Here is a 26329-nt window from a genome sequence, read left to right on the forward strand (position 1 = left end):
TTATTTTCCTCCTGTCGTATCTGTTGTTGTTTTTTTGTGTTTAAAGAATTTCACCGCAGTCCCACCGACTTTGCTGGCAACAGTTGCTTTTGCTGTTGTTTTACCGATGCCACCGACTTTTGTAACGATGTGTTTGCTTGAAGAATTCAATTCTGATACACTCTCGCTCAAATCAGCGACAGCTGTAAATAAAGGATCGATTGTTGCTACTTTTCCGTTGATATCATTCAATAATTCGTTGCTTTTCACTAACAAGCCCTCGACTTGTCTCGATAAAAGATCAACATCTTTTGTAACGACTTCAATCGTTGTGTTTGCTTCTGTTACTGTTTGCTCTGCTTTTTCAATCGTTTTTGCTAATCGAATCAATACACGTACTAGAAAGACCACAAGTATTGCAAAAGCAATTGCTGCAATCAAGCCAGCAATTTCTCCAACTGTCATAATCAAGCCTCCTTCTCCTCTTCCTTGCTATAAGGATAGCATTTTCATATTTTTTAAACAAATAAAAAATAGCAAAAAGCTTCAACTACCTACATTTTGATCAGCAGCTGAAGCATCTCGCTTGTTTACTTTTTGTTAGTTGGTTCAGAAGTTTCTGTTGATTGATTGAAAGATGAAGGCGTCTCTGCTGCTAAAGACTTACCTAATGTTAGAATATATTCTCTTAACGGTCCACCCACTTCTGGATGTGTCAACCCATATTCGATGCTTGTTTTCATAAAACCAAATTTGTCGCCGACATCGTAACGTTTACCCGTAAATTTACGTGCGAATACGCGTTGTGTCTTATTCAATGTATCGATTGCATCGGTCAATTGGATCTCATTACCTGCACCTGGTTTTTGCTCTGCTAAGACATCAAAGATTTCGGGTGTCAATAAATAGCGTCCAATAATTGCTAAATCACTTGGTGCTTTACTTGGTTCAGGCTTTTCAACAAAATCTTTGACATTGAATAAGCCGTCTTCTAATTCTTCTCCTGGATTGATGATTCCATATTTAGAGGTATCTTTGTGTGGTACTTGCATCACGGCGATTGTTGATGCATGTGTACGCTCATAATCGTCGATCAGTTGTTGTGTCAATGGGATTTCATCTTCCATGATGTCATCGCCTAACATGACAACAAACGGTTCATTTCCGATGAATGCTCTTGCTTGCAACACAGCGTGTCCTAACCCTTTAGGATGCGATTGACGAATAAAATGAAGGTTTACATCCGTTGTTTCTTCCACTAATTTTAGTAATTCAGTTTTTCCTTTTTCGCCTAAGTTCGTTTCTAATTCGATATTTGAGTCAAAATGATCTTCAATTGGGCGTTTTGCTTTACCTGTGACGATCAAAATGTCTTCAATCCCTGATTTTAACGCTTCTTCTACGATAAATTGAATCGTTGGTTTATCAACGATCGGCAACATTTCTTTTGCCATCGCTTTTGTTGCAGGTAAAAATCTTGTTCCTAAACCTGCTGCTGGAATCACTGCTTTTTTTACTTTCATTTTTTTCTCTCCCTTAAAAATGTTAGTGAAATTCATTCTCTTTTTTGCCATCGCGCAACATGATCTCTGTCGCTGCTTCATTTATGTTCTTGTGCTCATATAGCACTTCATAAATCGTTTGAGTGATCGGCATCTCGATCCCCATGGTCTCAGCTAACTCTTTAGCGACTCGTGTTGTCTGGACACCTTCCACGACCATGCCCATATTATTCAAGACTTCGCTTAATTCATGGCCTTGTCCAAGCAGATTACCGGTACGCCAATTTCTCGAGTGGATACTTGTACAAGTGACAATCAAATCACCGACACCGCTCAGTCCGATGAAGGTCAACGGATTTGCTCCCATAGCAACACCTAAGCGGCTGATTTCTGCTAATCCTCTTGTCATGATAGCTGCCTTTGCATTATCCCCAAAACCTAAGCCATGGATTGCACCTGCACCGATTGCGATAATGTTTTTTAAAGCGGCACCCATTTCAACCCCAATGACATCAGGATTCGTATAGATTCGGAAATAATGATTCAAAAATAGTGTTTGAACAAATTTAGCAGCATCTGTCTCCGTACTTGCAGCAGTAATCGTCGTAATATCGTGACGAGCCACTTCTTCTGCGTGACTTGGACCCGATAAAACAGCAATTGCTTGTCTCTTTTCTGCTGGGATCTCTTCTGCTAGGACTTCTGAGATCCGCTTGTGTGTTCCTTGTTCTAAGCCTTTACTTGCATGGATGATCACTGGTTTTGTTTGCAAAACCTCAACGAGTTCTTGACATACAGAACGAATCGCCTTAGTCGGTACAACAAACAAAACAGCATCTACATCAGAAACAGCCTTCGCCATGTCCGAGTATGCGATGATCGTTTTGGGCAATTGGTGTTTTGGTAAATAACGCTCATTGGTATGCTTTTGGTTGATTTCATTAACCTGTGAGGCACGGTGACTCCAGAGTCGAACGTCATGACCATTTTCAGCAAGCACTTGTGCTAATGCTGTTCCCCACGAGCCAGCACCTAAAACCGCTACCCTATATTTCATTTTACCACTCCTGCAAATTTTTTCATTTTTTTCGACTTGGACTTTAGATAATGAATTGATTTTTTCCTAAAGATCGGTCGTAATCTGGTAAGTTGCCTTTTTTTCGACGCCAGATGAATAGAACGATTGCTCCAATGAATAGCACAGCAGATAAAAGCTGTGACACACGGATTGTATCTAAAAAGTAAAGACTATCCGTTCTCATTCCTTCGATGAAGAAACGACCAAAACTATACCATATCAAGTAAATCAGTGCGATTTCCCCTTTTTTCAAAAGATGTGTTTTTTTCCTTAGTAATAAGAGGAGGATCACGCCTATAAGGCTCCATATTGATTCATAAAGGAAAGTTGGTTGTCGATAGATCCCATCGATATACATATTATCAATAATAAAATTCGGTAAATATAGACTTTCTAAGAAACTCCTTGTTGTATCTGGTCCAAATGCTTCATGGTTCATGAAATTTCCCCAGCGTCCAATTGCTTGTGCTAATAAAACACTAGGTGCAGCAATGTCCAAGAACGTCCAGACATCAATGAAGTGATATTTCGTGTAAAAATATAATGTGATACCGCCTGCAATCAGACCACCATAAATCGCTAGGCCGCCTGAACGGATATTGAATATTTGGATCGGATTTGCAATATACTGTGGTAAATCGAACAAGATGTAATACAAGCGTGCGCCAATGATCGATAGCGGTAATCCCCATAACATAAAGTCAGTTACGTCTTCTGCTTTCATTCCTACCCTTACTGCTTCTCGACTGCTTAACCACATGGCGATAATAATGCCTGAAACAATGATCAATGCATACCAGTAAATAGGAACTCCTAAAAGGTCAAAAGCGACCCGGTTGATTTGTGCAATCATACTTTCACTCCTAGCTATTGTCCGTTTGAATTTTCTTCGATCAAACGGCTCAATCTTTCTTCAAATGTCTTCGTTGCATCGAACCCCATCGTTTTCGCACGGAAATTCATCGCAGCAACTTCAATGATGATTGCGACATTTCGTCCAGTTTTCACAGGTATTTTGATTTGGGGAATACCTACTTCCGCAATTTCAACAGAAGTATCTTCAGACCCTAAACGATCGTATTTTTTCTCTTTTGCCCAAGCTTCTAAGTAGACAGCTAATTGGACTTGCATCGATCCTCTGACTGCACTGGCCCCAAAAAGATTCATCACATCAATGATCCCGATTCCGCGAATCTCAATCAAATGTTCAAGGATTTTTGGTGGCTCTCCAATAACAGTTAGCTCATCTTGTTGATACACATCCACTCGATCATCTGCAATTAATCGATGGCCTCTTTTGATCAGTTCTAACGCTGTTTCACTCTTTCCAATGCCACTATCTCCTTGGATCAAGACACCTAGTCCATAGACATCGACTAAGACGCCGTGAACACTAGTCCTAGGTGCTAATCGTCCATCTAAATAACTTGATAACTCACCAAGCAAACGTGAGGTTGAGATCGGCGAACGCAAAACGGCCATGCCATGTTCATTTGCTGCTTGAATCATTTCTTCTGGTGCAGCTAAACCTCTAGAGATGATAAAGGCTGGCATGTCTTCACTGCATAAACGACGCATGATCATCAAACGCTCTTCCGGCATCATCCGTTCTGCAAAGCTGATTTCTTTACTCCCAAATAACTGTAGTCGGTCATGGGAATAATAATTAAAATAACCGGTCAATTCCAGTCCAGGTCTGGAGATATCACCAGTTACGATGACACGATTTAGACTTTGCTCGTCACCAGTGACGATTTCTAATGATAGTTTTTCTACTAATTGGCTAACTTTTACCATTTCTGCCATTCGTATACCTCATTTCTATTAAACTGTTCTCTTTTATTTTATCATTCTATCGGTAAAAGTACTACCAATAAAAAAAACAAGGGATATCCTTTTCATTACACTCGTTTTTTTGGCAAGCGCCGATCAAGAAATCGCTATCATCTCTTTGCAAATAAGAAGAGGAAGCGACAATTGCCACCTCCTCTTTCCACTTATTTGAATGTGCTTTATTGTCCTTTGCATTGTTTTCTAACGATTCCTGTTCATATTACGATTGCTAACGATGATATTTACGAATGACATGATCACTGCAATCATTATTGCTGATCCAAATGACGAAAAGCTAAAATTAGCTGCTCCGACAAAGAAGGAGGTCATTTGTAAAATCAATGCGTTGATCACAAAAGTGAATAATCCAAACGTCAACAAGGTAAAGGGGATCGATAAAAACATAATGAATGGCTTGACTAATAGATTCAGCACAGAAAGAACAAAACTTGCCACGACTGCGGTCCAAATACTATTCACAAATATCATATTTGGAAAAATAACTGCCAGAGAGATAAACGTCAGCGTACTAACAACAATACGTTGAAGATAAGACATTAAAAGTCACTCCATTCGTCATCGTTGATTTTCTCTGCCTCTTTTCGTTTATTCGTTTGTTCTCTGTAGTTGTTTTTTTGATAATAGTCGTTGTCATGTCCATAACGACGTTGATTATTCTTTCCTGAAGGCACGAGTAAAGCCAACAGAATGTATAAAATAATTGGGCTTCCGAATGCAACTAAACTTAAGAAGACGTAAATGACACGAACAACTGTTGGATCAATCCCAAGATATTCAGCAATCCCAGCTAAAGTACCAGTCAATACAATATTTTTATTTGATTTTGTCAACTTTTTTTTCACTTTCTTTCACCTCTGTTCTACTATTTTAATTGAAGAAAGATGCTAAAACAATCTTACTTCGGAAGATTTATTGAAATAATAAACCGATTGTTTGTTTCTTATAAGTATGATTTTCGCTTCGTCTTCCTCTTTCAGAAGGTCGAAGCGAAAAAATTATTTATCTGTATCTTTTAAATAGATACTACCTGTTGTAGTAGATAATTCAATTTTCGCCATTTCATTTTCAGAAAGGCGACGGAATTCTAACATTTGATTCGTGCGCTCTTTCTTTTCACGGATCACTTCATAATCAGACAGCCGACTATTGATACTACCGAGACTTGTTTTTGCGTGACCGTCCATACCGATAGTTGTTGGCAATGCAACTTTGACGTTACCATTAACTGAGCTTGCTTCGATTTTCTTCAAACGATCTTCTTTCACTGTCAGACGAACATCCCCATTGACCAATGAGATCGCTAAGTTTTCTGGTGTTGCGCCAAAAGTAACTGTACCATTGACTGTTTCAATGATTGAATCTAAAATATCTCCATTACGGACATCGATATTTCCGTTGACTCCACCAATCTCAAGCATCGTTGCAGCCATTTGCTCAACCAAGATATTACCGTTTGTTGATTTCATGTAAATATCTTTTACATCTAAGTCTTCAACTACAATATTACCATTGAGGAATTTGATTGCTGTATGGTCATACGTGCGTTTTGGTAAGTAGAAGACTAAATCGGCACGTACACGTTTGTTCGGGATTTGGAAAGAAATGTGTTCATCATTGACTTCGATTTGACTGCGTTCAGCAAAAGCTTCATATGGCTCTGCACCCATTTTTCCATAAAGCTTGATTTTCGCTTCGACTTTTACGTCTTCGCTATCCCAAGTTTTCAAGGTGACATTCCCATTAGCCGCTTTGATGTCGATAATACTTGCTTGTGGCGCGCTATAGTAAAATTCGTGTTCAAATTTAGTTGTGGCGATCCCAGGTACTCGTAAGCTGACATCTTTCCATTCCATATTGTCATTCACTGTTACGGAAACATTTTGGAAGGTTTTCTTTAAGAATTTACCTAGTTGACTCCCAGCTTCAGTCATTTTTTCGCCGACTTGGTTCAATGTGTCATTTGCTTGTTCTTTCCAATCCTCTGGCAAGTCAAATTTCTCAGCAAAGGTGTCTTTTTTCTCAGACCATTGGTTTTTACGGATATCCTTTAATTCAGCTTCAAGCTTGATACGCTCTTCAGATAAAAGATCACCGGCTGCTTCAAGTTCTTTGACTTCTTGCTCCAGTTGTTGACGTTGTGTCAATTCTTCTTCTGTTAGTTGATCCAACTCTTCTTTTGTATTCAATTGCATCAATGTTTCCTGTTTTTCATTGCGTGCAATTTTATTTTCAAAAAGTTTTGCGTTGACTTCATCTAAGTGAGCAGAAGTTTTATTCGCTTCAGTCGCCAATTCATCTAAGATTTTTTCTAGATTCTCTTTGTCTTCTTGTTCTTTTTGTCTTGGATCTGGTTTCACTGCTTCACGTTCAGCTTTGCCATTTTCAAGTTCATCGATCAAACGACTTGCTTCATCTTTTTCTTTACGATCAGCATGTACACGATCTGCCTCTTTTGCGATTTGCTTTTCATCTTTTTCAGTTGCCATACTCTCCAATAGGTCTAAACCTTCTTCAGTTGAAAGGATGCCTTTTTTAACTAATTCTAAAATACGTTCTCTTTCTTTCATGGAAATTGCCTCCTTATAGCAAAAATTGTTTGCAAGCTTTTCCTTACATACATATTATGCAATGATTTGAAGAAAAAGTCATAGGACTTAAGTTGTAACTTTCTCTCATTCTTAGGATGATTTTTTCTGTCGAGTAAATAAAATTGAAGAAATGACTGACGTTATCGGTAAAACAAGGATCGCTGCACTTGTCGTGACCACTACAGTTACATACTCCAAAACAAAAGTTTTTTCATTGATCAACTGGCCAAAAGACAATTCTAGATCAATGAACCATAATATCAGAGCTAAACAATTTCCCATAAAAGCAAAAACCAAGGTCGTTACTGTTGTAGCTAAAATTTTTCTGCCGATCCGTATACTCGATTTTACTAATTCCCGATAGCTTTGTAATGGATCTGTGAGATATACTTCATACGTCGCACTAGCGACGGACACACTTGCATCTAATACGGCTCCACTCACACTGATCAATAAAATTGCGCGCGTCAATGCGAAAAAATCCAGAGGTACATGTAAATCGAACCCTGTTAGTTCATCTAATTCAACCCTTGTAAACCCTTGGATCGCTAATTCAGAAAGAAGCGGCGTCACCACTAAGAAAACTACTAAAAAAAGTAATACACTAAGAAAAGCTGCTTTCATCTTGAGATTGTAGCCATTAACAAAAAACAATGTGACACTAGTGATCAATAAAAATATCACGATGGCACTTGGTAATATTGGCAACCGAAAATGATAGAGGAGCAATAGAAGGAAAAACAATAGGATGTTGATGAACAGACCTAAAATCGTATAGAGCCCATTTTTCCCACCAACCAGTAAAATCAATAGCACTAAGAGAAGCGCTAAGAGCAAAAGTACATTCATCAAATCGCCCTCCGATACTTCAAATGGCTTAAATAGCATAAAAGTGTAATGGGAATCGAAAGGACAATGCCTAGACTTCCGCTGATCACACGTAGCAATTCCAACGAGAGATGTAGCTCAACCGCATCTCTCAAAGGCCAACCATTGTTAAAGTAAACAAGTAACATCGGGATCGTCCCACTGACGTATACGAATAGTAAGATATTCGTCATTGAGCCAATCACATCTTGTCCTACCATTTGACCAGATTGCCACAATCGTTTCATCGTTATTTTTGGTTGTTTACTCAGCAACTCATCTAAAGTTGTCGTGACTGTGACAACTGTATCCAATACCCCACCTGTCATCCCGACTAATAAACTAGCTAAAAAAACGGAACGATACGGTCGAGTCAAGTAACTCATTTCCTCATAACGTAATCCTTGATCGTTCAAATAATCCATTGCGAACAAACAAATTAGAAACGCTACACCTACACTCGTCATTGTTGCGACGATTTTTATCAGTCCACCTTGTTGCCAACCATCTAAGGCAAAAACGCAAATGATCGTTCCTAGTAAGACAAAAAGAATGCTCGTCATCACCAAAGATATCCCTTGGATCTGCGTGAAACCCTGAAGAAGTAAAATCAATAACAAGAGATTGAGTCCTACACTGATCAAAGTGAATATGCCTGCTTTTCCGCCTACGAATAAGAGCGCACAGATAAATAAACTTGTAAAAAGGAATAACCAGCCGTCATTCTTTTTACTGAGTATCTGCCATTCATCCCCGATTTTACGTATGAGATAAAGTTGATTCGTCTTAGCTTTTGCATGTTCGATCTGATTTTCTTGGTGCGGAATAAACAGAGTGAGTTCTGTTCCTTTCGCTTGCGTATTCATCAATTCTCCTTTGATTACTTGTTGTTCATTTTCTAGCGATACTTGCTGTACTTGCATGATTGGGTCTTCGTACCATTCAGTGGCATGTTGGATTGCCCATGCGGCCACAAAACAACTACAAAGAATCAAACATTTGATCAATAATCGAATTTTTTTCTGCATACGCCTTCCTTTCTGAGGTTGTGAAAGAAGTGACTTGATCTGAGCAGTAAGAAAGAAAATTGAAAAATAGTTTTTCATATTTTACAATTTTTTAGCTTAGTGTAGAAGGTCAGCTTCTTGAACACCGTCTATTCGTTTTTAGAAGGAACAGGATATCTAATGTACCCGATCCTTAAAATTTATGAAATGGATAACAATAAATAATGAATCATCGCCAAATCTCAAATATTTGTCTTCTATAATTAATAAAAAAGCCAACTTCCAAAAATATATCTCTCTTTTCGGAAGTTGGCGCTTATTTCTCAGAAATACTGATCAGCATTTGACAAAAATCAGCGAATGATTTTTATCTTTGATTAGTCTCTTCGTTATGATTTGTGTTCAACTCAGTGATTTTACCTGTAGCTAGATACACGATCCACTCACAGATATTTGTTACGTAATCACCGATCCGCTCTAAATAACTTGCTACGTTGACATAGTCCGTTCCACTGATAACAGTTTCGGGGTTTGCTTGCATATTTTTGATCGTTGCATTGTAGATCCGATTGAAGGATTCATTCACACGATGATCCATGTTTGCAATCGTACGTGCGTCCTTTTCATCTGTTTTAACGTAAGCGACTAAGACATTATCTACCATTTTTTTGACATAATCAGACATATCAGAGATTTCTTTTTCGATTTCAGGAATTCTTGTTTCTCCTTTAAGACGAATCGTTGACTTGGCGATTGATACTGCGTGGTCAGCCATACGCTCTAAATCTGAACTTGCTTTCATGACTGTGATGATCGTTCGTAGATCAGTTGTCACCGGTTGTTGCAAAGCAATCATTTCAAAACTTTTTTTCTCTAATCGTGTTTCCATATCATTGATTGTAATGTCATTTTCAATTACTTCTTTTGCAAGAACTTTGTCGTGTTTTGTATAAGAGCGCACTGATTTATGCACGGCATTACTAACCATCATTCCCATTTCGTAAAATTGATTATGAAGGTTCAATAGTTCTTCTTCAAATTGTGTTCGTAACATCCTCTTTCCTCCTTATCCGAATCGTCCTGAGATATAATCTTCCGTTTCTTTTTTATCAGGATTCATAAATATTTTTTTCGTATTGTTGAACTCGATCAAATTGCCATCTAAGAAGAAAGCTGTTTTGTCTGAGATACGTGATGCTTGTGACATATTGTGAGTCACGATGATCATCGTATAACGTTCTCTTAACTCTAATAACATACTTTCTATTTTACCAGTAGAGACTGGATCTAAGGCACTAGTTGGCTCATCTAATAAAATAATTTCTGGATTGACAGCTAACACGCGAGCAATACACACTCGCTGTTGTTGTCCACCTGATAAAGACAACGCACTTTTATGCAATTTATCTTTGACATCTTCCCAAACAGATGCTGCTTTCAAGCTCTCTTCTACTACTTGGTCTAACACTTTTTTGTCTTTTTCACCTTTGATTTTCAATCCATAAATGACATTTTCATAGATTGAAAATGGAAAAGGATTTGGTTGTTGGAACACCATACCGATTTCTTTACGTAGTCCAACGATATCCGTTTTAGGACTGTAGATATCATTGCCCTTGTAAACGACACTACCAGTGATCGTTACACCTGGAATCAAATCATTCATACGATTCAATGAACGTAAATAAGTAGATTTCCCACAACCAGATGGTCCGATCATTGCAGTGATCTCGCCTTTATTGAAACTTAGATCAATGCCTTTCAAGGCTTCTTTTTCCCCATAATACAGATGAAGATCTTTTGATGAGATAATTTCTTTTGTCATAGCAAGTCCTCCGTCTTAACCAAAATGACCGGACACATAGTCTTCAGTTGCCTGAATCTTAGGTCTAGTAAATATCTTATTCGTCTTGTCATACTCGATCACATTTCCAAGATAGAAGAACGCAGTATAATCGCTGATTCGGGCAGCTTGTTGCATATTGTGAGTCACAATAATAATCGTATAATCTTCTTTTAAGTTGACTAACGTTTCTTCGACAGTCCCAGTAGAAATCGGGTCTAACGCACTCGCTGGTTCATCAAGCAATAAAATATCTGGTTTCATCGCGATTGCACGAGCGATACAAAGACGTTGCTGTTGTCCACCTGATAACGCCAAAGCACTTTTATTCAAACTATCTTTGACTTGATCCCATAATGCCGCTTGCTTCAAACTAGTTTCGACGATCTCATCTAGTTTTTGTTTGTTTTTCTCCCCATGCTGTTTCAAGGCAAACGTAATATTGTCATAGATTGATTTACTAAAAGGATTCGGACGTTGGAACACCATGCCGATTCGTTTACGCATTTCGTAAACGTCGATTTGTGGTGCATTGACATCGACTTCTTTGTACATGATCTTTCCAGTGATCTTCGTGTTTGCGATCCCATCGTTCATTCGATTCAATGAACGTAGATAAGTGGACTTCCCGCACCCTGATGGTCCGATCAATGCAGTGACTTTATTCTTTTCAAATTCAAGATTGACACCTTTAATGGCTTCGTTATCGCCATACCATACATGCAAATCATCTGTATATAGCGCGATATCTTTTTCAGCGCCCATTTTGATGATGTTGGTTTCATTCATATTATATTCTTTCATTCTGCTTCTTCTCCTTAAGCTGAAGTCATTTTACGGTGCAGACGTTTTCCAATTGCTCGTGCACCAAAGTTGAATAGTAACACAGCGATGATCAATACTGCAGAAGCTCCTGCCGAAACGGAAACCCCATCGGGCATCGTTCCTTCTGTATTGATTTTCCAAATGTGGACAGCTAGTGTTTCAGCTTGTCGGAAGATACCGATCGGGCTGGAAATGCTAAATGGATTCCAGTTAGTAAAATCTAAGGCTGGCGCACTTTGACCAGCGGTATAGATCAACGCTGCAGCCTCACCGAAAATACGACCAGAACTCAAGATGACCCCCGTCAAAATACCTGGTGTCGCTTCAGGAACAACGACACGAAGTACTGTTTCCCAACGAGACAATCCTAGAGCTAAACCAGCTTCACGTTGTGTGTAATGAACAGCTTGTAAAGATTCTTCGACTGTCCGAGTCAATAAAGGCAAGTTGAATACGGTTAATGCCAAGGCACCTGAAATGATCGAGAACCCATATTGGAATTGGATAACGAAAACCAAGAAACCAAAAAGACCGACAACAACAGAAGGTAATGAGCTAAGAATCTCAATGGATGTGCGGATAACATCTGTCAACCAGTTTTTACCTGCATACTCAGACAAGTAGATTCCTGCACCCAGTGAAATCGGAAAACTGATGATCATTGTGATAATCAGTAAATAGATCGAGTTGAATAATTGGATTCCGATCCCTCCGCCAGTTTGATACGCTTTTGACGGTTCAGTCAAAAATGCCCAAGAGATATGTGGAATACCGCGAACTAAGATATAAAGAAGCAACGCAGCGAGGATCAGGACGATGATGCCTGAAATCACATATAAGACACCTGTTGCTATTTTATCAGAACGTTTTGCATTCATTATTTCAATTCTCCCTTCTTACCAATCAAGCGGATAACGATATTAAAGAATAATGACATCAAGAGTAGGATCAAGGCTAGAGACCACAACACGTTGTTTTCAACGGTACCCATGATCGTATTTCCGATACCCATCGTTAAGATCGATGTCAGTGTTGCAGCTGGGGTGGTAAAGCTTGTTGGCATCAATGCCGCATTCCCGATAACCATTTGGATCGCTAAGGCTTCACCAAAGGCACGAGCCATCCCAAAGACGATAGCTGTCAAGATTCCTGGAATTGCTGCGCGTAAGACTACTTTATACGTGGTTTGCCATCTCGTTGCTCCCAATGCAAGAGAAGCTTCACGATAGTGTCTTGGTACGGCTTTTAACGCATCGACTGTCATCGTCGTAACCGTTGGTAAGATCATTACGAACAACACAAATGTTCCGGCTAAAATACCAAAACCAGTTCCGCCAAAAATGCCACGAATAAATGGAACGATGACGGATAGACCGATAAACCCATAAACAACTGAAGGAATACCTACAAGTAGTTCAATGACCGGTTGTAAAATCTTTGTTCCGTTTTTCGGAGAGATTTCTGTCATGAACACAGCTGCTCCGATGGCAAAAGGTGTTGCAATGATCGCAGATAAAAAAGTAACGATAAACGAACCCGCGATCATTGGTAAAGCTCCTACCATTGGTTTTCCATCCGGCCCTAGTGCGCTCGGATTCCAATTTGTTCCAAATAAGAAATCGAAAACATTGATTTTATCAACAAAAAAGGTCGCTAACCCTTTGCTGGCAACAAAATAAAATATTGCTAAAACAACCACTACAATCAATGCAATACATAAAAAGCTGATAAACTTTCCACGTTGTTCCATTTTCGAGCGCTTGGATTTAGTTACTAGTGCTTTTTTTACATCTTCCACAGATGATTCCTCCTTGGTCCTTTAACATACCTATACAGTCTACTAAGCGAATATCAATTTGATTTTAATAACATGTAAATTTTGTGCTAACTTTGTAAATTTTGTGTAAAGATGGTTAATTCACCACATTACCTTCCCAATCGCGTTCAACTTTCATACTCGACACTGGAATATAACCCAACTCTCCAACGATATTTTTTTGCACTTCATCTGATAAGATATAAGCTAAAAAGTCTTTCGTTAATTGACTTGTCTCTTTTCGCGTATACATATGCTCATAAGCCCAAATCGTCCAATCATTTGTTGTGACGTTCTCGTCTGTTGGCTCGACTCCGTCGATTTTCAGTGTATCCACATCTTTTGATACATAAGAGAATGCGACATAGCTGATTGCTCCTGGCGTGTCAGCAACGATTTGACGGACCATTCCACTAGAATCTTGTTCTTGGGAACGAATCGCTGTTTCGCCGTCTAAGACCCATTTTTCAAAAGTTGCTCTCGTTCCACTACCTGCTGCACGGTTCAAAATCACGATTGGCTGATCTTTCCCACCTAGTTGTTTCCAGTTCGTCAGTTCACCAGTAAATACTTTTTTCAAATCTTCCATCGAAATGTTGTCGATGCCGACTTCTTTGTTGACAATTGGTGTAATGCCCACTACTGCTACTCGATGGTCGATCAGTGCAGACGCATCGATCCCTGATTTCTCCTCTGCAAACAAATCAGAATTACCGATCTCAACAGCGCCTGATTGGACTTGCGATAAACCAGTACCACTTCCGCCACCTTGTACATTGATAAATCTGCCGGGATTTTCTGATTGATATGTCTCAGCAACCGTTTCAACTAAAGGTTGTAAAGCGGATGATCCCACCGCTGTGATCGATTCTCCTTGGTCGACCAGGTTTGAACACCCAGACATTGTTATAAATAGTGCTATCATTGGTATTAATAATCGTAATTTTTTCATTAGAAATCTCCTTCAATCCTAAAGTATTTTCATTTTAACATTTTCACTATTACTTGAAAATCAATTAATTTTATTAAATAACAAATAATTTAATTTAATCAAAAAAATACTATCTCAATAAATTTTTCTATGCTATACTGGCATTGAAATGTGTCTCTGTACCAAGCAAGCATTAACTTATTTCTTGCTTTCCCCAAAAAACAAGAAATACCCCAAAAGTTAATTCCCGCTCTTGCGAGACGCTTTCTCCATTTCTTGTAATAAAACTACAGAAATGGCCCCGATAGAAAAGGACATGAAAATCTGCTCTTATGAGTCTATTTCATGTCCTTTTTTGTTCAGTTTTTTACAAGAGTGGCGAAACAAGTCGAGCCAATCCCTCTTTTAGCTTGATCATCCAACCCCGAGCCTCGTAACGTTCTTTTGTCAAACGCTCAGAAACTTTTGCATCTTCAAAAAATGCTCCTCGCACTTGAGTTGCGAGCCGTTCATCATAGATCAGTGTATTGACCTCAAAATCTAAACGGAAAGAACGAACGTCGATATTTGCTGAACCTACGGAAACGATTCCGCTATCGATGATCATTGTCTTCGCATGAATAAATCCATTTTCATAAGTTTCAATGACAGCACCATATTCGATCAATTCAGCAGCAAAAGAATACGTTGCCCAATAAACTAATGGGTGATCTGGTTTATTGGGGATCTGCAAATGGACCTTCACACCGGATAACAATGCCAATTTTAAAGCTTCGTGGATTGATTCATCTGGAATATAATAAGGCGTTTGGATCAAGATTTCCCGCTTGGCCAGTGAGATCATTTTAAGGTACGTCATTTTGATTTGTTCATGTTCTGAATCTGGTCCACTCGTCACGACCTGTAAGGCAATCTCACCGGTTGATGCAATACTTGGGAAAAAGCGCGCCGCATAGTGTACTTCTTTTGTATGTTGAGAATTCCAATCCATCAAAAAACGATTTTGTAGCGCATAGACTCCTTCACCATAGATACGCAAATGATTATCTCGCCAGTAACCAAATTTTTGCACGAGACCTAAATACTCATTTCCCACATTGAATCCACCTGTATAACCAATTTTCCCATCAATCACTACGATCTTTCGATGATTCCGATAATTGATTCGCGGGTTCAGATAAGGAACAAAAAGCGGAAAAAAGAAAGCAACTTCTCCACCAGCTTCTTTTAACTCATGGAAAAACTTGGTTGAAACTTCTGTCGATCCCCACGCATCCAGTAAAACTCTTACTTGTACCCCTCTGCGAGCAGCAGAAGTTAATGCTGCGCACACTTCGATCCCTAAGCTATCACTACGATAAATGTAATATTGTAGATGGATATGATCAGTTGCCTGGTCAATGTCCTCGATCAAACGATCAAACTTCTCTCTTCCATCGGTGAACAACGTAACGTCATTGTTTGTGGTATACAGCGTGCTTTCTCCAACAGTTAGTATATAAATCAACTGTTTGACATCCACTTGTCCAGTCGGAGGATGTGGGTATAATCCCCGCATCAATGCCTGTCGATCCTCTTCAATCTCTAAGTTCTTACCGACCTTTCCCTGAATCTTCAAATCAAATATCTTATCTTTTGAAATCCCACGTCCAAAGAAAATATAAAGGAAAAAACCTAGGATCGGGATAAAAGTCAATACAAGTAACCATGCCCAAGTTTGAGCAGTTTCTTTTCTTTCGGTAAAAACGATCACTAAAGATAATAATGTATTCGTAAGCAGTAAGATCGTCGAAAAATTGTCAAAAATAATATCCATTGCCTCACCTCTTATCCGGCTATCCTCCTTAGGATAGCGAAGTTGTTTTTTAAAGTAAAGAAAAACCACTGATTTGTCTACCAGAAAAACCGGCTTCCTAAGAATACTATAGATAGACAGGAAAGAGTAAGTTTATTTTTCTATAAAATAGATTTTTCGAGAATGAAAATTTTTGTAAAAAAAACCAGCAGGATCGCTCCCACTGGTCTGCTTCATATCTTTGTCTAAAATTTCAAGAATCTTCTCATTGAAATAATCGAACCTAATGAACCAATAATGACACCAATACCGGCCATCAACGCATCGATTTTCCAAACGATATCCTGTGGCTGTATCAATGAGTAATTTGAACGCAACAAGGTTGGGTTGAGTAATCTGTAGATTTCCTGATACCCAAATGTGAGGATCAATACAGGAATAATGGCTCCAATCAAGCCGATCCAACCTCCTTCAAGGAAGAAAGGCCAACGGATATAGCCATTCTTGGCACCAACTAAACGCATGATCTGGATCTCTCTTTGACGTGAAATGATCGTGATACGAATCGTATTTGAGATCAAGAACATCGCGACAAACAATAGCAAGGCAGCTGTTGCTAATCCCCATGTACGCACTGCCGCAGCAATATCAAAGATTCGGTCAGACGAAGTGCCACCATAATCCGAACGGAAAACATTTTTCAACTTCGCCGCTTCTTCAGAAACTTCTTTAGTATAAGAAGGTTGTGTCGTTGTTACAACGTATACATCGTATAACGGATTGCCGTCTCCCTCAAACAAACTCCAAGAATCACCCATTTGATCCTGGATTTTCTTTAATTCTTGGTCTTTACTTGAAAATTCAACTTTGTTGACGTGTTCAAGTTCATTCAATTCTTTTTCGAGTGTTTTCATATCTTTCTCATTCGTCCCGATATCAACGAACACAGAAACATCTACGTTACCTTCGATGTCTTCGGCTAATTTAGTCGCATTCATGATAATTGCCATAAATACACCGACCAAAGTCAGTGTGATCGTCACTGCACTGATCGATGCGATGGTCATCCAACCGTTTCGTTTTAAACTTTTGATACTTTCTAATAAATGGCGGAAAAAGGTTCTAATCATCGTATCCATATTCCCCTTCCGCTTGGTCACGAATAATCCGGCCATTTTCAATGGCGATTACGCGGTGACGAATTGTATTAACGATCGTACTGTTATGTGTAGCCATAACAACAGTGGTTCCTTGCGCATTGATCCGATCCAATAACTTCATGATTTCCCATGAGTTTTCTGGGTCTAAGTTTCCTGTCGGTTCATCTGCAATCAATACTTTTGGTGTATTCACGATTGCTCGAGCAATCGAAACACGTTGTTGTTCCCCACCTGACAATTCACTCGGGAAAACACGTACTTTGTGTTTCAAGCCGACTAAGTCTAAAACTTCCATGACACGTTTTTTTATGTCACGAGGTTTTCTACCGATGACTTGCATCGCATACGCGACATTTTCATATACAGTTTTTCGAGGTAATAATTTATAGTCTTGGAAAACTACTCCAATTTCTCTACGTAAATAAGGTACTTCACGATCCTTGATATTTATCAGATCATGTCCAGCAACGTTCAACGTTCCTTTCGTTGCTTTTTCTTCTCGGTACATCAATTTGATGAATGTAGATTTACCAGCACCAGATGGTCCTACTACATAAACAAACTCTCCTTGGTCAATGACGATCGAGAGATTTCGGATAGCTGTGGTACCATTTGAGTACTTCTTCATTACATCCTTCATTTCAATCATGGCGTTCTCTCCATATCTTTTCAGTCTTTAGTCATTATAGCATGGGAATGTTTCAGCTTGCTTTCGAAATCTTACAATTTTATTTCAATTTACTACTAATCGTAAGCATACTATATATGCATTTTTAAATAGCCATCGATGAATGGGTCTAACTCGCCATCCATCACCGCTTGAACATTTCCAGTTTCCACATTGGTCCGATGATCTTTGACCATCGAATAAGGATGGAAAACATAAGAACGGATCTGTGATCCCCAACCGATTTCCATTTGTTCCCCACGTAATGCAGCTGCTTCTTGTTCTTTCTTTTCAACTTCCAATTGATAAAGTTTCGCTTTCAGCATCCCCATCGCTTGTTCACGGTTTTTTAATTGTGAGCGTTGTGCCTGACTGGCAACGACCGTTCCTGTTGGCAAATGCGTGATCCGTACAGCAGACTCTGTTTTATTGATATGCTGTCCACCCGCTCCACTTGCTCGGTAAGTGTCGATCTTCAAATCATCAGGATTGACCTCGATGTCGATCATGTCATCTAATTCTGGCATGACATCGACCGAACAAAATGACGTATGTCGGCGTTTCGCCGAATCAAATGGCGAGATCCGAACAAGACGGTGAACGCCTTTTTCTGATTTCAAATAACCATAAGCATTATGCCCTTTGATCAATAATGTCACACTTTTGATTCCAGCTTCATCACCAGCTTGGTAATCTAACATTTCCACTTGGTAGTTGTGTTGCTCTGACCAACGGGTGTACATTCGTAGCAACATACTTCCCCAGTCTTGAGATTCTGTTCCCCCAGCACCCGGATGTAGCTCGACGATGGCGTTATTGCGGTCATAAGATCCGTCTAGTAACATGGCTAATTCGTAAGTCGTCATCTTTTCAGCTAACGCACTGATTCGCTCTTGTGCTTCTTCTTGCATTTGCGCATCTGGCTCTTCTTGTAACATTTCCACCATCAATTCTAGTTCTTCTAACTCTTGTGCGAGTTCATTGAACTGATCATAGGTTTCTTTGTTTGCATTATTTTCATTGATCACTTTTTGTGCAGCTTCACTATCATCCCAAAAACCGGGTTCAGCCATTTTTGCTTCTGCTTCAGCAATATCTTCTTCCAGCTGATCTAAGTCAAAGAGACCCCCTAAAACTTGTGACTTTCTCTTGCATTTCGGTTAGGAGGTTTCGAATTTCAGAAATTTCCATTTCGATTTCCTTCTTTCTATCTAATCTTCATTATTTAGTCTACCAGAATCTTGAACGAACAGAAAGAATAAGATGCGACAAGCTCGCCACGTTCCTTTTTCATTCCGTTCTTAATGGTAAGTGTGTCCCAAAAGTCACCTCTTCGGAAATAAGGTGGAATCCACAAAAATTCAACGAACGATTTTTGCGGATTCCACCTTATTTCTTGAGGCTCAGCACTTCTTGACCTCAGGGAAGTCATAAAACAAAAAATAATGCTTTAAGATTCCCTATCTATTTTAGTTTGTGAAAAGGAACGATCACTCTCATATGAGGTGAGTTCCTTTTCTGAATTGATCAAATCTTATTGTTCCGTATGAACGATTTCTTTCAACAGGAAAGATTACATCTCATTCTTACCATGACAATTTTTGAATTTTTTACCACTGCCACATGGGCAAGGGTCATTACGACCAACTTTATTGACGCTGACAGGCTGTGATTTCACATTCAATCGACTGTTTTCTTTTGCACCGCCTTCTGTTGGTTGAACAGGCTGCCCTTGAGACACTTGTTCACGTTGGACGTTTTGACGGATCTCCGCTTTCATAAAGATACGTGTTACTTCGTATTCGATTGCACCAATCATGTCTTCAAACATTTTATAGCCTTCTGTTTGATATTCGACAAGTGGATTGTTTTGTCCATAAGCACGTAGTCCGATCGATTGACGTAATTGATCCATTGCATCGATGTGGTCTGTCCATTTTGAATCAACAACACGTAAGATCACGACTTTTTCAAACTCAAGTAATTGCTCAGGACCATTTAGTTGTGAAGCTTTCGTATTAAAGATTTCTTGTGCTTTTTCATTTAAGAAATCTTTGATTTGTTGTGGTGTCTTGCCTTCTAGATCAGCCAATGAAATACTGTCTTCATGAACCAGTGTACTACCAGCAAAGTCAACGATCCCTTCAAGGTTCCAGTTTTCCTTTTCAAGTTGAGTATGTGCATCTACTACTCGACTGATCGTTCGTTTGACCATATTCATCAATGGTTCAGATAGACTTGTTTCCTCCATGATTACATCTTGACGTTGTTTATAGATGACTTCACGTTGTTCACGCATCACATCATCGTATTGAAGAACGTTTTTACGTGTGTCGTAGTTGTTTCCTTCTACACGTTTTTGCGCAGATTCAACTTGTTTCGACAACATCTTACTTTGGATCACTGCATCCTCTTCACCGATCTTCATGCGTTCCAAGAAGGCTTTGATTCGCTCTGAACCGAATCGTTTCATCAAGTCATCTTCAAGAGACAAGTAGAATTGTGACATCCCTGGATCTCCTTGACGACCTGCACGTCCACGTAACTGGTTATCGATACGTCTTGATTCGTGACGTTCTGTACCAATAACGGCTAATCCACCCAACTCACGAACACCTAGACCTAACTTGATATCCGTACCACGACCAGCCATGTTTGTTGCAATCGTAACTGCTCCTTTTTGACCAGCATTCATGATGATCTCGGCTTCTTTAAAGTGGTTTTTGGCATTTAGTACTTCATGAGGCACGCGTTCTCGGTTCAATAAATCAGAAAGTAATTCAGACGTTTCAACAGCGACAGTACCTACAAGAACAGGTTGTCCTTTACGGTAACGATCTTTGATATCTTGAACGACTGCATTGAACTTGCTTGTCAATGTCGGATATAACAAATCTGGACGATCATCACGAATGACCGGACGATTTGTAGGGATTTGAATGACTTGGATGTTGTAGATTTCTCTAAACTCTTCTTCTTCTGTCTTCGCTGTCCCTGTCATACCAGATAATTTCTTATACATACGGAAATAGTTTTGGAATGTGATCGATGCCATCGTTTTTGTTTCATCTTCGATCTCCACGCCTTCTTTGGCTTCAATCGCTTGGTGCAAGCCATCAGAATAACGGCGTCCATCCATGATACGACCAGTAAATTGGTCAACGATCATTACTTTTCCATCTTGGACCACATAGTCAATATCTAAAATCATGATATAGTTTGCGCGTAATGATTGATCGATATGATGCGTTAAAGCAGAATTTTCGATATCATATAAGTTATCTAAACCAAAAGTTTCTTCCGCTTTTTCAATTCCCGCTTCAGTCAAACTGATCGTTTTTGATTGAACATCGATTTTATAATCTTCTTCTTCTTTCAATCGTTTGACAAAGTTATCCGCACGCGTATATAACGCAGTTGACTTTTCTGCTTGTCCAGAAATGATCAATGGCGTTCTTGCTTCATCGATCAAGATCGAATCGACTTCATCGACGATCGCATAGTTCAATGGACGTTGGACCATTTGATGGCGATAAACGACCATGTTGTCTCTCAAATAGTCAAACCCTAGCTCGTTGTTTGTACTATACGTAATGTCACAATTGTAGGCCTCACGTTTTTCATCTGCTGATTTTGAATTGATATTCAAGCCAACTGTCAAACCTAAGAAGTTGTATAACTCACCCATCTCATTGGAGTCACGAGTAGACAAGTATTCATTGACAGTAACTACATGAACGCCTTCTCCTGTCAAAGCATTTAAATAAACAGGCATCGTAGCAGTCAAGGTTTTCCCTTCACCGGTACGCATCTCTGGAATATTCCCATCATGAAGGACGATCCCCCCCATCAACTGCACAGGGTAAGGGTACAACCCTAATACGCGTTTTGCTGCTTCGCGAACTACTGCGAAAGCTTCTGGTAAAAGTTGATCTAATGTTTCCCCTTTTTTATATCTTTCTTTAAATTCTGTTGTCTTTGCTTGTAATTGTTCATCTGTTAATGCTGCCATATCATCAGCATGAGCTTCGATTTTTTTTACAATACTTTCTAAACGTTTTAGTTCTTTCTTATCATTTTCGATAATCGAACGAATAAAATTGGCCATGCGTTGTTTAATCTCCTTTTATATAATATCCAAACTATGTAGACTCTGTTTCTTATTTTATCATTAGTTGTGGATAAATGAAATAACTTAAGACAATTAAAGTGATATCTTCATAATTATTTCATATTCTTTTTTATCTATTCAATCCGAAAAAAAAGCTTGCAGTAGTCATTAGAGACCACTGCAAGTTTTTTTCATGTTATTATTTCGTTATTTATCAATCAGTTTCAATCAATCCATATTTGCCATCTTTACGACGGTAAACAATGCTTGTACCATTCGTTTCTGCATCTTCAAAGATGAAAAAGTTATGGCCTAACATATTCATTTGTAAAACAGCTTCTTCGCTGTCCATTGGTTTCAATGACAAGCGTTTTGTGCGCACGATATCTAATTCAGACTCATTTTCTTCTTCGTCTTCATTATTGAACATAACCGCCGCATTTGCTGTATTCAAACCAGTTTCACGAGATTTACGATTGATTTTTGTTTTGAATTTGCGGATTTGACGTTCCAATTTATCAACAACCAAATCAATACTTGCATATAGATCTGGTGAAGTTTCTTCGGCACGTAATACGAGATAAGGTAATGGAATTGTAACTTCCACTTTTGCTGTTTTTTCAGTATAAACTTTTAAATTCACATGCGCCGTAGCATCGGGAGCATCGCTGAAATAACGTTCTAATTTTCCTACTTTTTTCTCTACGTAGTCACGAATCGCTTCAGTTACTTCGATATTTTCGCCGCGTACATTATATCTAAACATAAAAACTACCCCTTTCATCTACCACAATCAAGAAGGAGAAGGACCACTCTTTCCCTCTTCTTACTTCTATTATATCGAACTCGTAAGCATTTGCAAACTAAATCGCTGTCATTTTACGGCCGTTTCTACAAAAAGCTTATCTAGCAAGTGAGAACGTCTGTACTTTATTGGGTGACTGCGCCAATAGGCAGGTCGCTGCATGGAACATCGTCTGGCCCGTCGTATAAACATCATCGATCAGTAAGATATTTTCCCCTTTGATTTTAGGTGTAGATGGCTGATAAACAAATGGTTGGGTCGTAATCAAACGTTGCTCTCTTGTTTTTTTAGATTGCGGTGTATGGTGTTTTTCTCTAATCAGCAATTCTTGAAAAGGAAGCCCAGCAGCTCTCAATAGTTCACTCACTTGATTAAATCCCCTTTCGCTGATCCTTTCTGTAGACAATGGGATCGGACAAAAAACAAACGACTTGTATTGTTTTCGTAATTCTTGTAACTCTGAGCTGAATGTATGTGCCAGCAAGATATCCCCCATGAATTTATATTGTTTGAGCCAAGTACGGAACGCTTGATCATAGCGGAAGAACGCACGATGACAACAACGATAGTTAGGATAACGCGTACGCCAATGCAAGCAATCTCGGCAATAGTCATGTTGATCAATAGCCTGTTTCGTCCATACTTTTTGGCAGCCTTCGCACTGATGGCTACTCTCCTGTTGTATTCGTTGAAATAAGAATTGACATTCCTGGCAACGTCTCGCTATTTTTTTCAGTCCAAGCAATTCACTAATTGTTATATTTCTACTAAATATTTTCTTACAGTATACGCATCTCATCTCGTTGCTCTTTTCCTTTTTTATTCATTTGTTTGATTTCTTTACAGGCTTTTGCGATAGCACGTGTCTTTTCTTCATAGAAAAAATAGACCTGACTATTGGTGAATCCTCCCTTTCGATCGGCACGTCCAGCAATTTGGACCAGTGATGATTTGCTGAATACCGGATGGTCGGCGCCTAAAACAATGACTGAGATCCGTTCAAAAGTCACCCCACGCTCTAAGATCATCGTGGTCAAAAATACATCGTAATGTTGCTCTCTCATATTTTGAACTTTGCTACTACGTGCTTCATCTTTTGAAGAGGCGGATGTCATACGAAAAGACAATTGTTTTTTTAATTGTTTCTCCAATTGCTCCATTAAAGAGATACTCGGGCAAAACAATAGCACATGGTTTTCTTTAACTAGCTCTTGGATCAAGCGACACAATCGTTGATTCTTTTTTGGGTGCAAACAGCGATTTGACCACTGATTCCAAAAAAGCAATTTCGGTTCTGGCAATAATCGTTGATGAAAGCGTAAAGCCAACTGATGAACACTTATAGCTGTTCGGCTTTTTTTCAATAACTGGTTATCGGGTGTCGCACTTAAATATATCAGTTGGCCATTTCTTTGTAGTACGGTTTTCACTGCATAAGCTAACCCTTGGTCCCCCACAAATGGAAAAGCATCCACTTCATCTACGACTAAAAGAGCAAATGCTCGGTAAAAACGATACAATTGATGCGTCGTACAAATCACTAAAGAACCATAGCGATCAGGTTCGTCTGATTTCCCATGGAGCAGGCGGATCGTTTCTTCTGGGAAGACCTTGCTAAGTCGTAGGTATAATTCCTGGCAAACGTCGATCCTTGGTGAGGCGATAGCCACTCTCCCACCTTTAGCTAAGGTCGTTCGGATACTGGCGTAAAGCATCTCCGTCTTGCCTGAGCCGGTCACTGCCCAAACCAAATGCTCACCCGATCGTTCACATAGATCATCCGAAATCCGCTGTTGTAGTGTTGTTAATCGGCCTTCCCAACAGTGTTTTATATGACGCTTCTTTCCATTTGGTTGTTCGAATAAGTAGAGCTGTTGCTGGGTATCGCAACGCCCCAAAAACAGACAGTGGGGACAGTAGTAGGTAGACGCATTGAGCCTTGCTGTTTGCAAAGGGGTAGTTTGACTGCAACGATTGCAATAAAGCTGCTTTTTTTTGACTGTGACTGCATCTACCACTTCATAGTTCAATTCTTCATAAGAATGTTCATTCCCATATACTTCTTTAGTTAATAATCGTCTCCCAAAAAAATCTTCCGCTTGCATATGCACTTCTCTCCCTTCGCAAAATAGATACGCCAAAAAGGAAATCCTCCATGCAGAATCAATCGGATTGATCCAATTAGAAAATCAAATAATAAGCGGACGAACGCGATGATTTCAATGAAAAAAAAGTATGAAACTGATTCAGCAAGCCATTTCTTTAACAGAAACTTTCGGACTCAGATCATACTGGTATATGTAGCTAGACCTAAATTTGGACTTGAATCGAGAGATCGGATCAACAGCTAGAAAAATAGTTATTCGTCAAATAACCAACTGGATTTGACTAATTGATTGAATACGATAAATTCTTTTTCTAAATTGATGACCACCACTTCATAGCCAGCATTGATCCAGCCATAGGCGCCTTTTTCAGGATGTTTATAGTCGTTCGCCCACCAATCGGTATTTTCTCGTGCAGAACGGGGCAAAGCACTACTTGGAAAAAGCAACTCATCGATTTGAGTAAATGTCAGCGTGATTTGAGAGCCACCATTTGTCTTTAGATAATGAGTGATAGCATCATACTTTTTGACTCGTTCTTTCATGTTACGCACCTCACTTTTCTTTATTATCCCATATTCCCTTCGTTAAGCAACTATTAACATAATTGTCATGCAGAAAAAAATTCTCTATACTTGAAAAGAGACGAGAACAAACAATGAAAGTAGTGAAACAGATGTTAGAACGTTATTACACGATCAAAGAAAATGGTCAAAGTGAGCTTGAAATAAAAAAATCACGTTTTATCTGCTCACTTAAACGAGTTGAAACAGAAGAAGAAGCAAAACAATTTATCCAAGAAACAAAAAAAGAACATTGGAAAGCCAATCATAATTGCAGTGCGTTTGTGATTGGTGAAAAAAATGAGATTCAACGAAGTAGCGATGATGGTGAACCGAGTGGAACTGCTGGCGTGCCGATGCTAGAAGTAATCAAAAAAAATGAACTAATCAATGTTGCAGCTGTTGTGACTCGTTATTTCGGCGGGATCAAGTTAGGTGCAGGCGGCTTGATTCGTGCATATGCGCATTCGGTTTCCCACGCATTACAAGAAATTGGCATCGTTGAGGGGACATTGCAACAAGAACTATCGATTCATATTGCCTATCCCCAACTAGGAAAAATAGAAAACTACTTGGCACTTCAGCAGGTGAATGTGAAAGAAATCCGCTATACAGAAAAAGTCATCGTTGTTTGCATGATCAATGAAAAAGAGGTCTCTGCTTTCCAAGAAGCAATCATTGAACTTTTGAGCGGTCAAGTGACATTTACTGAAGGAGCTGTTTCTTATCATGAACAACTCATTCAAACAAGAGAATGAGTCTGATCATATAGAAAAAGACCAAAGAATAGAAGGCAGCTATGCCGATGACTATTCTCTGGTCTTTTTATTCGA

General features: G+C 39.2%; 26 protein-coding genes. 1 reads left to right on the top strand and 25 read right to left on the bottom strand.

What is annotated here, in order from left to right:
- The 25 genes from CYK55_RS09170 to CYK55_RS09290 form a co-directional block, all read right to left on the bottom strand.
- Positions 1–444: a DUF948 domain-containing protein gene (locus tag CYK55_RS09170; RefSeq protein ID WP_071866768.1), complete on the bottom strand. Its 444-nt coding sequence runs from the start codon at positions 442–444 to the stop codon at positions 1–3.
- Positions 445–569: 125 nt separating this feature from the next.
- Positions 570–1502, bottom strand: a complete 933-nt coding sequence (galU, locus tag CYK55_RS09175) for a UTP--glucose-1-phosphate uridylyltransferase GalU (protein WP_034687391.1) — start codon at positions 1500–1502, stop codon at positions 570–572.
- Between the two features lie 22 nt (positions 1503–1524).
- On the bottom strand, positions 1525–2538 hold the full coding sequence (locus CYK55_RS09180) for an NAD(P)H-dependent glycerol-3-phosphate dehydrogenase (protein ID WP_126134227.1): 1014 nt from the start codon (positions 2536–2538) through the stop codon (positions 1525–1527).
- 43 nt (positions 2539–2581) lie between these two features.
- Positions 2582–3412, bottom strand: a complete 831-nt coding sequence (gene lgt / locus CYK55_RS09185; RefSeq protein WP_034687395.1) for a prolipoprotein diacylglyceryl transferase — start codon at positions 3410–3412, stop codon at positions 2582–2584.
- 14 nt (positions 3413–3426) lie between these two features.
- Positions 3427–4365 carry an HPr(Ser) kinase/phosphatase gene (gene hprK / locus CYK55_RS09190; RefSeq protein ID WP_010734928.1) on the bottom strand — a complete coding sequence of 313 codons (939 nt, stop codon included), beginning with the start codon at positions 4363–4365 and terminating at the stop codon, positions 3427–3429.
- A gap of 228 nt (positions 4366–4593) precedes the next feature.
- Positions 4594–4950, bottom strand: a complete 357-nt coding sequence (locus tag CYK55_RS09195) for a phage holin family protein (protein ID WP_010734927.1) — start codon at positions 4948–4950, stop codon at positions 4594–4596.
- Positions 4950–5255 carry a PspC domain-containing protein gene (locus CYK55_RS09200; RefSeq protein ID WP_010734926.1) on the bottom strand — a complete coding sequence of 102 codons (306 nt, stop codon included), beginning with the start codon at positions 5253–5255 and terminating at the stop codon, positions 4950–4952. The genes CYK55_RS09195 and CYK55_RS09200 overlap by 1 nt, the downstream gene beginning before the upstream one ends.
- A gap of 153 nt (positions 5256–5408) precedes the next feature.
- On the bottom strand, positions 5409–6980 hold the full coding sequence (liaX, locus tag CYK55_RS09205; protein WP_126134228.1) for a daptomycin-sensing surface protein LiaX: 1572 nt from the start codon (positions 6978–6980) through the stop codon (positions 5409–5411).
- A 111-nt stretch (positions 6981–7091) separates the two neighbouring features.
- On the bottom strand, positions 7092–7850 hold the full coding sequence (locus CYK55_RS09210; protein WP_034687399.1) for a YibE/F family protein: 759 nt from the start codon (positions 7848–7850) through the stop codon (positions 7092–7094).
- Positions 7850–8896, bottom strand: a complete 1047-nt coding sequence (locus CYK55_RS09215; protein ID WP_126134229.1) for a YibE/F family protein — start codon at positions 8894–8896, stop codon at positions 7850–7852. The genes CYK55_RS09210 and CYK55_RS09215 overlap by 1 nt, the downstream gene beginning before the upstream one ends.
- Before the next feature lie 346 nt (positions 8897–9242).
- Positions 9243–9929, bottom strand: a complete 687-nt coding sequence (gene phoU, locus CYK55_RS09220; RefSeq protein WP_010734921.1) for a phosphate signaling complex protein PhoU — start codon at positions 9927–9929, stop codon at positions 9243–9245.
- Positions 9930–9941: 12 nt separating this feature from the next.
- The gene (gene pstB / locus CYK55_RS09225; protein ID WP_010734920.1) at positions 9942–10700 is read right to left on the bottom strand and encodes a phosphate ABC transporter ATP-binding protein PstB; all 759 of its coding nucleotides are present in this window, start codon (positions 10698–10700) and stop codon (positions 9942–9944) included.
- A 15-nt stretch (positions 10701–10715) separates the two neighbouring features.
- Positions 10716–11522, bottom strand: coding sequence for a phosphate ABC transporter ATP-binding protein PstB (pstB, locus tag CYK55_RS09230; RefSeq protein ID WP_034687407.1), 807 nt, complete (start codon positions 11520–11522; stop codon positions 10716–10718).
- A gap of 14 nt (positions 11523–11536) precedes the next feature.
- Positions 11537–12421, bottom strand: a complete 885-nt coding sequence (pstA, locus tag CYK55_RS09235; RefSeq protein ID WP_010734918.1) for a phosphate ABC transporter permease PstA — start codon at positions 12419–12421, stop codon at positions 11537–11539.
- The gene (gene pstC / locus CYK55_RS09240; RefSeq protein WP_034687410.1) at positions 12421–13341 is read right to left on the bottom strand and encodes a phosphate ABC transporter permease subunit PstC; all 921 of its coding nucleotides are present in this window, start codon (positions 13339–13341) and stop codon (positions 12421–12423) included. The genes pstA and pstC overlap by 1 nt, the downstream gene beginning before the upstream one ends.
- 115 nt (positions 13342–13456) lie before the next feature.
- Positions 13457–14311: a phosphate ABC transporter substrate-binding protein PstS gene (locus CYK55_RS09245; RefSeq protein WP_034687412.1), complete on the bottom strand. Its 855-nt coding sequence runs from the start codon at positions 14309–14311 to the stop codon at positions 13457–13459.
- Between the two features lie 346 nt (positions 14312–14657).
- On the bottom strand, positions 14658–16106 hold the full coding sequence (cls, locus tag CYK55_RS09250; RefSeq protein WP_126134230.1) for a cardiolipin synthase: 1449 nt from the start codon (positions 16104–16106) through the stop codon (positions 14658–14660).
- A 224-nt stretch (positions 16107–16330) separates the two neighbouring features.
- Complete coding sequence (gene ftsX, locus CYK55_RS09255; RefSeq protein ID WP_284592157.1) at positions 16331–17215, bottom strand: permease-like cell division protein FtsX; 885 nt, start codon at positions 17213–17215, stop codon at positions 16331–16333.
- Complete coding sequence (gene ftsE / locus CYK55_RS09260; protein ID WP_010734913.1) at positions 17208–17894, bottom strand: cell division ATP-binding protein FtsE; 687 nt, start codon at positions 17892–17894, stop codon at positions 17208–17210. The genes ftsX and ftsE overlap by 8 nt, the downstream gene beginning before the upstream one ends.
- Before the next feature lie 110 nt (positions 17895–18004).
- Positions 18005–19103 (bottom strand): peptide chain release factor 2 gene (gene prfB, locus CYK55_RS09265; RefSeq protein ID WP_206437464.1). Its coding sequence is split into 2 segments (ribosomal slippage): positions 18005–19030 and positions 19032–19103, totalling 1098 coding nucleotides; the frame shifts between segments, so codons are not numbered across the junction.
- Positions 19104–19485: 382 nt separating this feature from the next.
- A complete protein-coding gene (gene secA, locus CYK55_RS09270) occupies positions 19486–22020 on the bottom strand; it encodes a preprotein translocase subunit SecA (protein WP_034687421.1) in 2535 nt (844 codons plus the stop codon).
- A 217-nt stretch (positions 22021–22237) separates the two neighbouring features.
- Positions 22238–22789 (bottom strand): ribosome hibernation-promoting factor, HPF/YfiA family, encoded by a 552-nt coding sequence (gene hpf / locus CYK55_RS09275; protein WP_010734910.1) that lies wholly within the window; start codon positions 22787–22789, stop codon positions 22238–22240.
- 136 nt (positions 22790–22925) lie between these two features.
- The gene (locus tag CYK55_RS09280; RefSeq protein WP_034687423.1) at positions 22926–23627 is read right to left on the bottom strand and encodes a ComF family protein; all 702 of its coding nucleotides are present in this window, start codon (positions 23625–23627) and stop codon (positions 22926–22928) included.
- Positions 23608–24933 carry a DEAD/DEAH box helicase gene (locus CYK55_RS09285; protein WP_126134435.1) on the bottom strand — a complete coding sequence of 442 codons (1326 nt, stop codon included), beginning with the start codon at positions 24931–24933 and terminating at the stop codon, positions 23608–23610. The genes CYK55_RS09280 and CYK55_RS09285 overlap by 20 nt, the downstream gene beginning before the upstream one ends.
- A gap of 254 nt (positions 24934–25187) precedes the next feature.
- Positions 25188–25478 (bottom strand): DUF7662 domain-containing protein, encoded by a 291-nt coding sequence (locus tag CYK55_RS09290; RefSeq protein WP_034687426.1) that lies wholly within the window; start codon positions 25476–25478, stop codon positions 25188–25190.
- A gap of 131 nt (positions 25479–25609) precedes the next feature.
- On the opposite strand from CYK55_RS09290, the gene CYK55_RS09295 reads away from it, so the two are divergent.
- Entirely contained in the window at positions 25610–26254 is a 645-nt protein-coding gene (locus tag CYK55_RS09295; protein WP_034687564.1) for a YigZ family protein, read from the top strand.
- The last annotated feature ends 75 nt before the right edge of the window (positions 26255–26329 follow it).

The organism is Enterococcus mundtii, assembly GCF_003957375.1.
Taxonomy (GTDB): domain Bacteria; phylum Bacillota; class Bacilli; order Lactobacillales; family Enterococcaceae; genus Enterococcus_B; species Enterococcus_B spodopteracolus.